This window comes from Paenibacillus sp. JT31N7 (assembly GCF_059692095.1).
The window spans coordinates 1,739,458-1,753,470 of record NZ_JCAUAT010000001.1 but is presented as its reverse complement, the minus strand read 5'-3'; the positions used below and the strand labels follow the sequence as shown (position 1 = coordinate 1,753,470).

Genomic DNA, 14,013 nt, shown 5'->3' with positions numbered 1-14,013 from the left:
TCATCTTTGCGCCGCTATGCTAGCTCCCGGGGAGAGGTGAGACGCCGCATGAAGCTGTCATCTGCATGCTTACGGGGAGGCGTCCGCGCAGCCGCAGGCGTCCGTAGGCGTGCAGGCAGCGTAAGCGCATCGGCAGGCGTCCGTAGGCGTGCAGGCAGCGTAAGCGCATCGGCAGGCGTCCGTAGGCGTGCAGGCAGCGTAAGTGCATCGGCAGGCGTCCGTAGGCGCGCAGGCAGCGTAAGCGCATCGGCAGGTGCCCGTATGCATGCAGGCAGCGTAAGCGCAGCCGCAGGCGTCCGTATGCGCAACAGCGTCCGCATGCAAAAAAAGCCGGCCCGGCAGACGGACTCGGGTGAGTTCGTCTGCCGGGCCGGCTTAAGCCGCGTTACCAGGCGCGCGTGTACTGCTTCGGAGCAAACGCGGGCTCGACTCCAAGCTCGCGCGCTGCCGTGCGGGGCCAGTACGGATCTCTCAGCAGCTCGCGGCCGATAAAGATGAGATCGGCCTGTCCGCGCTCGATAATATCTTCGGCCTGTTTGCCGCCCGTAATGAGGCCCACGGCCCCAGTCGGAATGACGGCCGTGTTCTTGATCTGGTCGGCCAGGGCCACTTGATAGCCCGGGTAGACGTCGATCTTGGCGGGAACGACGCCGCCGGAGGAGCAGTCGATAAGATCGACGCTCTGCTCTTTCATGAGGGAGGCGAAGAACGCGTAATCCTGAATGCTGTTCCCGTTCGGGTCGTATTCTTCCGCCGAGACGCGGACGAAGAGCGGGCCGTCCCACTGCTCCTTGACCGCATTGATGATCTCCTGCAGGAAGCGGTAACGGTTCTGTCTGCTTCCCCCGTATTCATCCGTCCGGCGATTGGACAGAGGCGAGAGGAATTCGTTGATGAGGTAGCCGTGAGCGCCGTGAATTTCAATCACGTCGAACCCGGCGGACTTCGCTCTCCGGGCCGAATCGGCAAATGCCCGGACGGTCTCGGAAATCTGCGCCGTCGTCATTTCTTCCGGCGTCTTGCCGCCGGGAAAAGGAAGGGCGGACGGAGCGACGATCGGCCCGTCAAGCTCCGCTTTGCGTCCGGCGTGCGCGATTTGGATGCCCGCCTTCGATCCGTGGCTGTGGATCAGCCGGACCAGCTCGCGCAGCCCCTCGACGTGGCCGTCGTTCCAGATGCCCAGATCCTGCGGAGAGATGCGGCCCTGCTCCGTCACGGCGGAAGCTTCCAGAATGAGGAGACCGACGCCTCCGACCGCTCTGGAAGAGTAATGGGTACGGTGCCAGTCGGTCACTTTGCCGTCCCGGTTTTCGCAGGAATACATGCACATCGGCGACATGACAATGCGGTTGGGAAGGGTAACGTTCCGGATGGTAAACGGTTCGAACAATTTCACGGGAAATCCCGCCTTTCCGACAAATTTATGTACGCTGCTCGTTCCATTATACTCCTCACCGCTTGCTCCGATCAAAAACAGCCGGGACTAGCCTCCGGAGATGCGGTGCAGAAAGCGCTGAGTCCGATCATTGGAAGGGGATTCCAGCAGTTTCTGCGGAGGGCCTTCCTCGACGATGACCCCGCCGTCCACGAACACGATGCGGTCGGCCACGTCGCGGGCGAATTTCATCTCGTGGGTGACGATGACCATCGTCATTCCGTCGCGCGCGAGCTGCCGGATGACCTCGAGGACATCTCCCACGAGCTCCGGATCAAGCGCCGAGGTCGGCTCGTCGAACAGCAGCACGAGCGGGTTCATGGCCATAGCGCGGGCGATTCCGACGCGCTGCTGCTGGCCGCCGGACAACTGATGGGGGTACAGCCCGGCTTTATCGGCGAGCCCCACCCGGGCGAGCAGCTCCTGCGCCCTGTCACGCGCCTCGGCAGCCCGCTTCCCCTGAACCGTGACGGGTCCCTCCATCACGTTGGCCAGCGCGGTCATGTGGGGGAACAGCTCGTATGACTGGAACACCATGCCCGTCTGCCTGCGCAGGGCCAGGATGTCCTGGGAGGACGGCTTTCCGCCGCCGGTAAAGTCCAGCCCGGCATCGCCGATCCGAAGCGAGCCTGCGTCCGGCACTTCCAGGAGATTGATGCAGCGGAGGAGCGTCGTTTTGCCGGAGCCTGACGGCCCGATGACGACGACAGTCTCGCCCCGGGCGATGTTCAGGCTGATGCCGCGAAGCACTTCCTGGGACTGAAACTGTTTTTTCAGGTGGGAGAGTTCGATCATAAGAGCCTCCTATCTGGCGGTGTAACGGTCGAACCGCCGTTCCAGCCGCCGCTGGGCATACGTGAGTACCGTGCTGAACAGCAAATACAGAAGAGCCGCCTCGCAGTAGAGCAGCATGGGCTCGTAATATACCGCCGTCCTCTGCTGGGCAATCTGGAAGAGCTCCGTCAGCGTAATCGTAGCCGCAAGCGACGAGTCCTTCACCAGAGAGATGAAGGAATTGGACAGCGGGGGGACCGAAACCCTTGCGGCCTGAGGCAGAACAATCCGGCGCAGAGCCTGTCTGCGGGTCATGCCGATGGAGTAGGCGGCCTCCCACTGGCCCCGTGAGATGGACAAAATGGCGGCGCGGATGACTTCGGAGTTATAGGCGCCTACACTCAGCGTAAAAGCGAGCACGGCGGCCGGGAACGCATCGATGGTCCAGCCGAGGCTGGGCAGGCCGTAATAGATGATGAACAACTGCACAAGAAGCGGGGTTCCCCGGATAATCCAGACATAGAAAGCTGCGATCCCCGCCAGGAGCCTCCAGCGCGAGAGCCTCGCCAAGGCTGTCGCGAACGCGAGGGCCAGACCGAGCGCAAAGGAGATCAGCGTCAAGGTGACCGTGTACTGCAGTCCCGCTTTCAGCATCGGCCAAAGCGATTCCATAAAAATTTGAAGCAGCCGTTCGCTGCGCTCGGACATACGATTTCAACCCCGTTTCGTCATGTGCTTGTTACTTGGACACGTCCGCTCCGAACCATTTATTCGAAATGTTCAGGTAGGTGCCGTCCTGTTTCATGGAAGCCAGCGCTTCATTGACGGCTTTAACCAGATCGTTGTTGTTTTTGTTAAGGAGGAAAGCGCTCTGGGACGCTTCCGTCGTTTCCGCGACGACCTTGATCGGCGCGTCGGGCTTTTGCTTTTTGAAATCGAGGTAAGACAGGTTATCGTTGATGGTCGCATCGATCCGTTTGGAAATGAGGAGCTCGATCGCCTGGTTGAATCCTTCGATCGTGACGATTTCCGCGCCGTTCTTCTTGGCGATATCCGCGAGGTTGCTGGTGAGCGACTGCCCGGATTTTTTGCCTTTCAGGTCCGCGAGTTTCGTAATATCCTTGTTGTCTTCGCGCACGATAAGAACCGCTTTGGAGACGATGTAGGGATCGGAGAAATCGTACTTTTCTTTGCGGTCCTCGCGGATGGACACCTCGTTGGCTACCAGGTCGAAGCGTTTGGCATCCAGCCCGGCGAGCATGCCGTTCCAGTTCGTTTCCTGAAACTCCGCTTGGACGCCGAGTCTTTTCGCCACTTCTTCCGCGAGTTCCACGTCAAATCCCGTCAGTTTGCCGGATTTATCGTGGAACGTGAATGGAGCGTAGGTGCCTTCCGTACCGATGCGGATTTTTCCCGCGGATTTGATCGCGTCCAGTGTGCCCGCTCCGGCGGAAGGAGTGGCGGCGCCGGGCGAGGGCGAAGGAGACGGCGCGGGGGTGGCGGTTTTGCCGCACCCGCCGAGCAGCAGGGTACAGGCAAATACGGCGGTAAGAGCGATGCCGCTTTTGCGAAAAGATTTCATTTGTCTATGCCTCCAGTAACTTGTTATATTTTGTATAGGTTTCCTTAACCGCTCGGAATTATGAATAAGATTCCCAAAAGTTTTCATCACGGAGGTTGCATCATGAAAGGGCTGAAGCCGTTTTTTTTCGTTACGGACATCGGATTTATCGTGTACTGGGTGGTTACGTTTTTCCATCTGCTCCCGGACAGCGCATTGTTCAAAGATTACGACAATCCCGTCATCGTCGCCTGGAACTGGTCCTTCTTCCCCCTGGATCTTCTTATTTCGTTTACGGGGCTGCTCAGTATCTATCTTCAGAGGAACAAAAGGGCGGCATGGCGAAGCTGGGCGCTCGTTTCCCTGGTCCTGACCTTCTGCTCGGGTCTGCAGGCGATCGCATTCTGGGGATTCAGCGGCGATTTCGACGCGGCTTGGTGGGCCTTCAACTTGTATTTAATGATCTATCCGCTGTTCTTCCTGCGTCACTTTATTGCGCGGGAGCCGTCTTCGGCTTAAGAATGCAAGGGAAAAAGCAGACAAGGCAAAGCCCCCGGTTATACGCCGGAGGGCTTTTTTTGCTGTCGATGAACAGACGGGTCGTGGCGGAGGGGGGAAGAGGAAACACCATAAGTCTAGCGGCATGCCGGAACAGGACAATAAGACTGTTCTCGTATTTGCCGTGCATATTTAGACCGAATAAAGGTTTGTGTCTCTAAATTGGACGTTCAGGTACCAAATCCGGATCAGCGGATAAAAAACGAAATCTGACCAAGAATCCTTCCAGTATAGGCTTGTTTTTCCTTGGTATCATCGCTTTTTCATCCTATCCTGCTTCAAATAGATAACCTCTAAGAAGGCTCGATTTAGAGACAAATTATCGCTTTTATTAGACGTTTTAAAGACCTTGTCTTTATATATTCCGGCATGAAATACTGGAACTATCTTGGAAAGCAGAAAGGGAGACCTGTATGAAAACCGTTCAAGAACTGGAAGCGAAACTGGCGCGGCCCTCTGAGGCGCTTATCAACGATATGGCCAATCTGGAGGGGGATATTATGCTCCTAGGGATCGGGGGCAAGATGGGGCCGAGCCTGGCGAGGCTGGCGATGAATGCCATCAAAGAAGCGGGCGTGGACAAAAAAGTATACGGTGCCTCCCGGTTCTCATCCGGCGGTTTGCGGGAAGAGCTTGAGGGAGACGGGGTCAAGACGTTTGCCGTGGACCTCCTTGACGACGAACAGCTCCGGGGACTGCCGGACGTGAAAAATATCATCTACATGGCGGGCAACAAATTCGGAACGACTGGAAACGAACATTTCACCTGGGCGATGAATACGTATTTGCCTGGGCGGGTAGCCGAAAAGTACCGGGATTCGAAAATTGTCGTGTTTTCCACGGGGAACGTTTATCCGATCACACCGGTTCACCAAGGGGGAGCCACGGAGAGCACGCCGCCCGCATCCGTCGGGGAGTACGGTCAGTCCAGTCTTGGACGCGAGCGGGTGTTCACGTACTTTTCGCACAAATATAACATTCCGATGGCGATCTACCGGTTGAATTATGCCATTGATATGCGCTACGGAGTGCTGCTCGAAATCGCCAAATCCGTCAAAGCGGGCAAGCCGATCGACATTACGATGGGACACGCGAACGTGATCTGGCAGGGAGACGCGAACGAAATCGCCATCCGTTGTCTGAATCATTGCAGCACGCCTCCTGCGGTGTTTAACGTCACGGGGCCCGAGACGCTTTCGCTGCGCTGGGTCGCAAACGAATTCGGCAGCAGGCTCGGAGTCGATCCGATCTTCGAAGGAAGCGAGTCGGATACGGCACTGCTGAGCAATTCATCGAAGGCGAGCCAAACGTTCGGCTACCCGAAAGTGTCCGTTCTGCAAATGATCGACTGGATTGCGGAGTGGGTAGAAGCGGACGGCCATACGTGGAACAAACCGACCCATTTCCAGGAGAGAGAGGGGAAATTCTGATCATGGCAGCCCGTAAAAACTTAAGTCCCGACATGCTGGCCGCGCTGCATGACGGCGTGGCGATTCCCGCCCATCCTCTCGCACTCGACGAGAACAGGCAGTTCGATGAAAAGCACCAGCGGGCGCTGACCCGCTACTATATCGCATCGGGAGCGGGCGGAATCGCCGTCGGCGTCCATTCCACCCAGTTCGAGATCCGCGATAAGGAGGTCGGCCTGCTGGAGCCGGTTCTGCGCCTTGCGGCCGAGGAAGTGGAGAAAGCGGAGCTCCGGCGTCCTTTTTTCAAAATCGCGGGGATCTGCGGTCCTACGGAACAGGCGATCCGGGAAGCGGAACTTGCCGTAAAGCTCGGCTATGATATCGGATTGCTGAGCATGGGCGGCTTAACAGGGTACGACGAAGCACAAATTCTGGAACGGACCCGCACTGTCGCCGAACTCATTCCGGTGTTCGGGTTTTACCTGCAGCCGTCGGTAGGCGGGCGGATTTTCAGCTTCGACTTCTGGAGGCAGTTCGTCGAAATTCCGGGCGTAGTGGCCATCAAAATGGCGCCGTTCAACCGCTACCAGACGATTGACGTCGTCCGGGCCGTCTGCTGCTCGGAGCGCAGGGACGAGATTGCGCTGTATACGGGCAACGACGACAACATTGTCACGGATCTGCTGACAACCTACCGCTTTCAGGTGAACGGACAAACGGTTGAGAAGAAAATCGTCGGCGGTTTGCTGGGTCACTGGGCCGTTTGGACGCACAAAGCGGTGGAACTGCTGGAAGCGGTCAAAAAAGTGCGGGACAACCGCGAAATCCCTGCGGAGTGGCTGACGAGGAACCTTGAGGTAACGGATGCAAACGCGGCGTTTTTCGATCCGGCGCATCATTTCGAGGGCTGTATTCCGGGCATACACGAGGTATTGCGGAGACAGGGTCTTTTGCAAGGCCGCTGGTGCCTCAACCCGCGCGAAGAGCTTTCTCCGGGACAAATGGACGAAATCGACCGCGTTTACCGGGATTATCCTCATTTGAACGACGATGCTTTTGTGAAGGCGCACCTGAGTGAATGGCTCACGGATTAAGGGGCGGAAGTCGGGGCGGGCCGCCAGCAGACCAGGCTGGATGTCCATGTCCCTAGATCAGGAAACCGCCTGTAGACCGGCAGGATGTGATTCCACTTCAAAAATTCCTTTTAATGACAAGTGATCCTAGCGGCGTTACGGAACTCGTGAGTATGCGGGATCGCATATGTAATCATATGTAATCACTTGTAAGTAAGCCATGAAGACAACCAAATGTATATATCGGGGTGAAACCAAGCGAAGTTCTGCAAGCCGGTTGCTTGCCGTTTTATCTCATTTCCGCCCTTTATTCGGCCGTTCTTCCGGCAGTTCAGCCATCCCCTTCAGCTAACAGCTAAACCCCGCTTTGAAAATGTTCGGCCCGTTACAAGGTCCGGCAGTTGAATAGAAACGAGAATCGCAATAGAATAGGAATTAGGTGCTGGTCAATTAATTTATCGGATCAGCCCGGCCGAGCGGAAAGCCGTGTAAACGCTGCCGCCCTGCTAAAATGATTAGGACAGGGAGGAATACTGGGTGCGGTTCAAAGATGTTTTTTCGATTATCGGTCCTTCGATGATCGGCCCATCGAGCTCCCATACGGCCGGAGCCATCCGCCTTGGGCGTGTGGCCAGGCAGCTATTCGGTCAGCAGCCGGAGAAAGCCGAGCTGACTTTTTACGGGTCTTTTGCCGATACGTACCGCGGCCATGGGACAGATTTGGCGATTGTCGGCGGCCTGCTGAACTATGAGACGGACAACAGCCGGATTCCGGATTCTTTGGAGGATGCGGAAGCGGCGGGTATCGAAATCGTTTTTCATACGAGCAAAGGGCTGACCGTTCATCCGAATACAGCGAAAATCGTTCTCTATGCCGGCGGCCAGGAATTGAGCATGGTCGGCGCATCGATAGGCGGAGGCAATATCGAAATTCTCGGGGTTAACCAATTCGACCTGAAATTCACGGGGGAATTTCCGACGCTGGCCGTTTCCCATCATGACCGGCCCGGAATGATCGCCGATATAACCGCTATTTTGCAGAAGCACCGTGTGAATATCGGATATATGGATCTGGACCGCAAAGGCCGCAACGGCGACGCCATGACGGTGATTGAAGCGGATTCCGTAATAACGGATGACCTGATCGGGGAGATTTTGCAGCTGAGCGAGATAGACGGAGTGAAGATCGTGGATCTGAAGGAAAGAGGGCAATCATGAGATTTCGGACGCTGAAAGAACTGGCGGATATTTGCACGGCCGAGAACAAATCGATTTCCGAGTTTATGCTGGAGGAACAGGCGAAGGAATCTGGCCGCAGCACGGAGCAGGAATTCGGCAAGATGGCCGATTACTACAAGATCATGAAGGAAGCGGTGCAAAAAGGCCTCACCGAGGACACGACGTCCCGCAGCGGACTGACCGGCATGGACGCCCAGCGCGTCATGAGCTATATGTCCGGCTCCGTTCCGTCCGTGGGCGAGGAAGCGTGCCGGGCGATGGCCTACGCGCTTGCGGTGTCCGAAGTGAACGCGTCCATGGGCCGCGTCATCGCGACACCGACCGCAGGCTCCTGCGGCATCATCCCCGGCGTGTTCGTCAGCGCCCAGCAGCGGTTCGGCTGGGAAGACGACCATCTGGTGATGGGCCTGTTCAGCGCCGGCGCCATCGGCTACATCATCGCGAACAACTCGTTCGTGTCCGGCGCCGAAGGCGGCTGCCAGGCCGAGGTCGGTTCCGCCATCGGGATGGCGGCCGGGGCGATGGTCGAGCTGCGGGGCGGAACGCCCGCGCAGGCGGTTCACGCCGTCGGCTTGGCGCTGAAAAACACGCTCGGGCTCATCTGCGATCCCGTCGGCGGCCTCGTGGAGATTCCGTGTATCGTCCGCAACGGCTTCGGCGCCGTCAATGCGCTGGCCGCCGCGGACATGGCCCTTGCCGGCGTGCGCAGCGCGATTCCGTCCGACGAAGTCATCCAGGTGATGTACGAGGCCGGATCCGCTATGCCGGAGAAGTACAGGGAAACGGCCAAGGGCGGTTTGGCCCAGACGCCGACCGGCAAAAAAATGATGCAGGAGCTGAAGCTCAGCCGCAAGCGTACTTAGAGGTTGTGAGCCGGCCGGAATGCTGCATAATAAAGCTTGTTCGGGACATGGAGCCATCTCTGCCTACTGCGGATGAAAGCGGTGCGCCTTGCATGTGGTGGACCACCGCAACGCAATGCCCCGCCGCGCGCTAGAAGCTCGCATGGCGAAACACAGACACGTCCGGACTGCCGGACGTGTCTTTTTTATATACGTGTGGAAGCAGGGTGAGGGCGCAGAGAATCTTGGAACGGGAGAGGCGTGCTTAACCATTGGCCCTGGGCTTCTCCCGCGGCACCGACCGCAGCTTCCAGCGGGTCGTGTGGTGCCGCAAGATCGCGTCACGCGGAATGGAAAAATGAGCGCGATGCGCCGCAGTACTCAGCGGTCTTGTTTTAAAGCGGAGAAAAGGAGAACGGCCGCAAGGTGAAGAATGTTGTATACATACAACCAAGCTGGGAGGCTGAAACGTTATGGAACTAACCCTGGATCGTTTTCATGGCTGCCTGGCCGGTCTCGCCGCGGGCGATGCGCTGGGGACGGCAGTGGAATTCAGCAGACCGGGGACGTTCGAACCCCTTCGAGATATGATCGGCGGCGGTGTTTTCGGCCTGAAGCCGGGCCAGTGGACCGACGATACGTCGATGGCGCTATGCCTGGCGGAAAGCCTGCTGGCGGCAGGCGGTTTCGATCCCGCCGACCAGATGAGCCGCTACGTAAGGTGGTTCAAAAACGGGTACATGAGCAGCACGGGCACGTGCTTCGACATCGGAAACGCGACGCGGGAAGCGCTGCTGCTCTTCGAGCGCACGGGCGAGCCTTTCAGCGGCTCTCTCGACCCGTACTCCGCCGGCAACGGCTCCATCATGAGGCTGGCTCCCGTGCCGATGTTCTATGCCGCCGATCCGGCGGCTGCCGTCCGCTTCGCGGTGCAGAGCTCGCGCACGACCCACGGCACGGCGGAGTGCCTGCAGGCGTGCGGACTGCTCGCCTGCTATCTCCTCGCGGGTCTGCACGGCCGCAGCAAAGCGGAGCTCCTGGAGCCGGATGCTTACCGCGAATGGATGGCGGCGTCCGGACTGGAGCTGTCCGGCGGGCTCGCCGAGATCCTCGGCGGCTCTTACCGGCGCAAGGAGCCGCCGGCGATCAAAGGCTCCGGCTATGTCGTCCAGTCGCTGGAAGCCGCTTTGTGGGCTTTTGACAAGTCCTCGAGCTTTGAGGACGGGGCGCTTCTGGCCGTTAATCTGGGCGACGACGCCGATACGACGGGAGCCGTTTACGGGCAGATTGCCGGAGCCTATTATGGCTACGGAGGCATACCGGAATCGTGGCGGGAGAAGCTGGCGATGCGCGGGAAGATCGAGGAGATCGCGCGGAAGCTGTACGGCTTGCAGCGTACTTAACGGTTGTTTTTATAATGTGTGTTGTCAGAATTAATGAGAATTTTTTTCGAAATTTTAGAAAATTCAATATTGATGCTATGACCTTTAGTATTTTCGTGGAACCTGATTCGGGTGACATCTCATGATGGGGGCCTCAAATGATGGAGAGACAATTGGAATAACTCTTACAACAATTTGACACGATGCCTATAATGTTTATTGGATCGGGCCTGTCAAGAAGGTATTTGGGGTCCGAGGATGGGACGGGGCTTTTGAAAAAAATTTGCGAGAAATTGCCGAAGGGTTATGGTTCCTATCAACACTTAAAAGAGAAATATGCCGTTATATAAAGAGCTTTACTGCAAAATACCTGCTAAATATAAAGGTGGTATAAAGGAAAATGGTGGTGATAGAACTATATGGACACTAAAAAAAATATTGAAAATATCAGCCTATTAAAAGAGAAAATATCTGATTGGCATAAATGGAGTGATGAAGAGCTGTTTCTTGCTGTAAAAGAGTTTGAGAAAACGCCCAGGTTAGAGGTTTCAATTTATTATCAAGATTTATTTAATGATCCGAAGTTTTCTAAAACCCTTCTTGATATCTATAATAAGCATAAGGATAATACTAAACTTGCAGTTCTGCTTGTTTCAGCAATTGGGAATATGATTCAGAGATACGATCTTCCGGAAACTAAGGAAATTTACGAATTCATGCTGGAAAATTCCGGTAAAAGTAACATAGGACCTTATGTCGCAATATTCCTGCCTAGATTGAAGCATTTTGAAAATTACGATAAAAAGTGGGAATATTTTATGAATATTAAAAAAATGTCACCCAAAAAAGTAGCCGAAAGTTCTTTTGAAACTATAATGGATTTGTATTTAGAAAAAATTCCGGAACCATATAAAAATGAGGCCATACAATATTTTAATAAAAAAGTAGAAGAGTCTAACAATGAATACGGTAAACAATACTATCAGGATATCATTAATAAAATCAAGAGTTAATTAGGGTTTGCTGAATGCTCGAAAAATCGCTAAAAGCCGCGTTACAACAAGGGATTTGAGCTCATACTGTAATTATATGCAAAGAAAACAAATGATTATGCCGGACGATTTCTATCTACCCTTTGGCGTGAAGCTGGATCGAGAAAAAGATATTATAATGATTGAGGGCACAATATACAGTACCCTTCTTCTGGGTAGCCCATGAAAGTAGTTTTTCTGTATGTTTGAACACAGGAAGTTATAAACCGGAAATTTTTGAAACAAGAGAAGATGAAGGCTTTGAGGGAAATGGTTATGATTGGGGATCTTTAGCACAAGTTTTTTTAGATGAAAGAAAACCGCATCTGGCAGAAGATATCAGATTTGATCCTGAAGCAGGAATGTTTTGTGCATTTCTTCAAATCTGAAGGTTCCAATAATCGAAAAAAATCTAATTTCTCAATAAATATGACACCACACATGATAAGTAAGCGGCTTCAGGAGAACTTGGAGCGTCACACCGGTATCCAGTGAGTTTGATAAGCTAAAAAAGAAGCCCGGAAGGCTTCTTTTTCTTTTTTCCGGCGGGCGATAGGAGCAGCGAAAAAGTGCAAAATTTTTCCTCTAAAACAAACCGGATTCTGCTATACTAAAAGTCTTGAAACTACACGGGAGGCTGTATCTTTTTATGTGGAATTCGATTGGCATGTTAAGTTTACTCGGTTGTGTCGCTTTGTTCGTATGGGCCGTTGTCGCCGTTATCCGGAAAAAAGGAAAAGCCAAAAATATTTTTATGGGGTCCGGGGCTTGTTTCGTGCTGATGATCGTGGGCGCGGTAAATGCGGGACCCGAGAAGCCATTAAACGTGCCGGTGTCAACGCCGGCCGGTGCCAAAGCGCCGACTGCGGACCAGACCCCCGTTGTCGCGCCTGAGCAGGGGACGCAGCAGGGCGGGGCATCTGCCGACGAAAACCGGGAAGACGATGCCGATACGGACACTACGATCATCGTTCCGTATAAAACGGCTAAGCCGACCGTGACGCCAAGGCCAACCTTGACACCCAAGCCGACGGCAAAAATATCGCCTGCCCCGACCGTATCGCCGACGATTAAACCCGGGGCATCGAACACGCCAAAACCGACGGCAACGAACACGTCAAAACCGATGGCGTCGCCAACGGCAAAACCGGGAACCACGCTGTCGCCCAAGCCGACCGCTTCTCCGTCGTCTAAGCCTGCGGCTTCCGCTTCACCGAAACCGACGACGACGTCTAAGCCGACGCCCAAGCCGACGGCAAAGCCGGAAACCGCCAAGCCGACTCCGACGCCAGCGGCCAAACCGTCTACACCTTCGCCGCCTTCCACGCCGAAACCGACTCCGAAAACGTCGAAGGGATGAGGGCGGGAGTCTCTTTTTATAGAGGGAGTCTTTAATCTATTTTTCGTATGAATCATCGGTAATAATGGGTGTTTTTTGAACTATCGTTTCCCATTTGCACAATGGTATAATTATCGATAGTACAAATTTAATAGAGTGGGGCGGTAATTAGAATGGAAACCGGCGATAAAGTAACCATAACGGTAGAAGCCACAGTTCATGCTCCCGTTGAAAAAGTGTGGGAATATTGGACAGAACCACAGCATATAACGAAATGGTCTTTTGCTTCTGATGACTGGCATGCCCCGAAAGCCGAAAATGATTTAAGGGTTGGCGGAAAATTTCTCACAAGAATGGAAGCGAAAGATGGAAGTTTTGGATTTGAATTTGGCGGAGAATATGATGAAATCAGAATAAATGAATTGATTTCTTACACGCTTGGAGATGGAAGAAACGTTACGATCACGTTTATTGATCAAAAAAACAACACTAAGGTAATTGAAGTTTTTGAAGCCGAAGCCGCCAATTCCGTTGAGATGCAGAAAGCAGGATGGCAGGCGATTCTAGATAATTTTAAAAAATATAGTGAAGCCTTATAAAGAAAAATAAAATTGGTTCAAAGCGACGGAGTCGCTTGTGAGAAATAGAAGAAAGGGTCCTCAACCGAGGGCCCCTTTTTTTAATACTTTTTTATGAATCCAGCTCGATCTCTTCTTCTATATTCTCTCTAATAAGGGTATCAAAAAATTGAGTTTCCGTTAGTTTACCGTTATAAAAAGTACGAGCATTTTCTGTAGTTCCTGCTATGGATTGATTAAGCATATCAGCGAAAATAAAATCAGTAGTTCCCAGAGTGATTGCTTGCTTTGCTATTTCCTTGACTGCCTCATTATATTTATTTTCATTCCCCATAAAGAATAGACCCTCATAAATAGCAATGAATTCCGTGTGGCCGGATCCATCCGTATGGTAATCAACAGAATGAATATTGTAGTTCTTTAAATGCCTCGCTATCTCATCCAGGCTTTTAAAAGTCGGCGATGATTCTATTTCCGCCGTATAAGTATTCTGATCCCACTTCACTTCTGCTCCCAGCGCCTCAGAAACGGATCTCACAGGAAGCATGGTGGTCCCGTCCAAATTGATTCCAGGTACTTCGCTTTTGACTTCATTGCCGTTAACCGTGACCTTGACGATGGCATTTCCTTTGTAAACTCCATTAATGCTTGATGCAGATACAACCCCTGCGAACACACTAAACGCAGCGACAAGCATGATAATTTTCTTTTTCATCCTTATGTCTCCATTCTAAATATAGGTACAAACCTCATTTAAGCATATTTTACCAGTGTTCGAAATGGGGGTATTTT

General features: G+C 53.7%; 16 protein-coding genes. 10 read left to right on the top strand and 6 right to left on the bottom strand.

Annotated elements, in window-relative coordinates:
- Positions 1-14: 14 nt before the first annotated feature.
- The 5 genes from AC58P5_RS07915 to AC58P5_RS07895 all read right to left on the bottom strand — a co-directional run bounded on the left by AC58P5_RS07915 (position 15) and on the right by AC58P5_RS07895 (position 3,791).
- Positions 15-320, bottom strand: coding sequence for a hypothetical protein (locus AC58P5_RS07915; protein ID WP_497385606.1), 306 nt, complete (start codon positions 318-320; stop codon positions 15-17).
- Between the two features lie 65 nt (positions 321-385).
- Positions 386-1,396, bottom strand: coding sequence for an NADPH dehydrogenase NamA (gene namA, locus AC58P5_RS07910; protein ID WP_497385604.1), 1,011 nt, complete (start codon positions 1,394-1,396; stop codon positions 386-388).
- 87 nt (positions 1,397-1,483) lie between these two features.
- Positions 1,484-2,230 (bottom strand): amino acid ABC transporter ATP-binding protein, encoded by a 747-nt coding sequence (locus AC58P5_RS07905; RefSeq protein ID WP_497385603.1) that lies wholly within the window; start codon positions 2,228-2,230, stop codon positions 1,484-1,486.
- A 9-nt stretch (positions 2,231-2,239) separates the two neighbouring features.
- Complete coding sequence (locus AC58P5_RS07900; RefSeq protein WP_497385601.1) at positions 2,240-2,917, bottom strand: amino acid ABC transporter permease; 678 nt, start codon at positions 2,915-2,917, stop codon at positions 2,240-2,242.
- A gap of 31 nt (positions 2,918-2,948) precedes the next feature.
- Entirely contained in the window at positions 2,949-3,791 is an 843-nt protein-coding gene (locus AC58P5_RS07895) for an amino acid ABC transporter substrate-binding protein (RefSeq protein ID WP_497385600.1), read from the bottom strand.
- A 102-nt stretch (positions 3,792-3,893) separates the two neighbouring features.
- Here AC58P5_RS07895 and AC58P5_RS07890 point away from each other — a divergent pair, with 102 nt between their 5' ends.
- The 10 genes from AC58P5_RS07890 to AC58P5_RS07845 all read left to right on the top strand — a co-directional run bounded on the left by AC58P5_RS07890 (position 3,894) and on the right by AC58P5_RS07845 (position 13,242).
- A complete protein-coding gene (locus AC58P5_RS07890; protein ID WP_497385599.1) occupies positions 3,894-4,289 on the top strand; it encodes a YvaD family protein in 396 nt (131 codons plus the stop codon).
- 452 nt (positions 4,290-4,741) lie between these two features.
- A complete protein-coding gene (locus AC58P5_RS07885) occupies positions 4,742-5,758 on the top strand; it encodes an NAD-dependent epimerase/dehydratase family protein (RefSeq protein ID WP_497385597.1) in 1,017 nt (338 codons plus the stop codon).
- Between the two features lie 2 nt (positions 5,759-5,760).
- Complete coding sequence (locus tag AC58P5_RS07880; RefSeq protein WP_497385595.1) at positions 5,761-6,831, top strand: dihydrodipicolinate synthase family protein; 1,071 nt, start codon at positions 5,761-5,763, stop codon at positions 6,829-6,831.
- A gap of 516 nt (positions 6,832-7,347) precedes the next feature.
- A complete protein-coding gene (gene sdaAB, locus AC58P5_RS07875; RefSeq protein WP_497385594.1) occupies positions 7,348-8,028 on the top strand; it encodes an L-serine ammonia-lyase, iron-sulfur-dependent subunit beta in 681 nt (226 codons plus the stop codon).
- Entirely contained in the window at positions 8,025-8,912 is an 888-nt protein-coding gene (sdaAA, locus tag AC58P5_RS07870; RefSeq protein WP_497385593.1) for an L-serine ammonia-lyase, iron-sulfur-dependent, subunit alpha, read from the top strand. Before sdaAB ends, sdaAA begins: the two co-directional genes overlap by 4 nt.
- Before the next feature lie 452 nt (positions 8,913-9,364).
- Entirely contained in the window at positions 9,365-10,294 is a 930-nt protein-coding gene (locus AC58P5_RS07865) for an ADP-ribosylglycohydrolase family protein (protein WP_497385591.1), read from the top strand.
- A 398-nt stretch (positions 10,295-10,692) separates the two neighbouring features.
- A complete protein-coding gene (locus AC58P5_RS07860) occupies positions 10,693-11,286 on the top strand; it encodes a hypothetical protein (protein ID WP_497385590.1) in 594 nt (197 codons plus the stop codon).
- A 161-nt stretch (positions 11,287-11,447) separates the two neighbouring features.
- Positions 11,448-11,693: an Imm51 family immunity protein gene (locus AC58P5_RS07855; protein WP_497385589.1), complete on the top strand. Its 246-nt coding sequence runs from the start codon at positions 11,448-11,450 to the stop codon at positions 11,691-11,693.
- 260 nt (positions 11,694-11,953) lie between these two features.
- Positions 11,954-12,664: a hypothetical protein gene (locus tag AC58P5_RS07850; protein ID WP_497385588.1), complete on the top strand. Its 711-nt coding sequence runs from the start codon at positions 11,954-11,956 to the stop codon at positions 12,662-12,664.
- 152 nt (positions 12,665-12,816) lie between these two features.
- Entirely contained in the window at positions 12,817-13,242 is a 426-nt protein-coding gene (locus AC58P5_RS07845) for an SRPBCC family protein (protein ID WP_497385587.1), read from the top strand.
- 91 nt (positions 13,243-13,333) lie between these two features.
- Here the strand turns inward: AC58P5_RS07845 and AC58P5_RS07840 are convergent, their stop codons facing one another.
- The gene (locus tag AC58P5_RS07840; protein WP_497385586.1) at positions 13,334-13,936 is read right to left on the bottom strand and encodes a copper amine oxidase N-terminal domain-containing protein; all 603 of its coding nucleotides are present in this window, start codon (positions 13,934-13,936) and stop codon (positions 13,334-13,336) included.
- Positions 13,937-14,013: the final 77 nt, after the last annotated feature.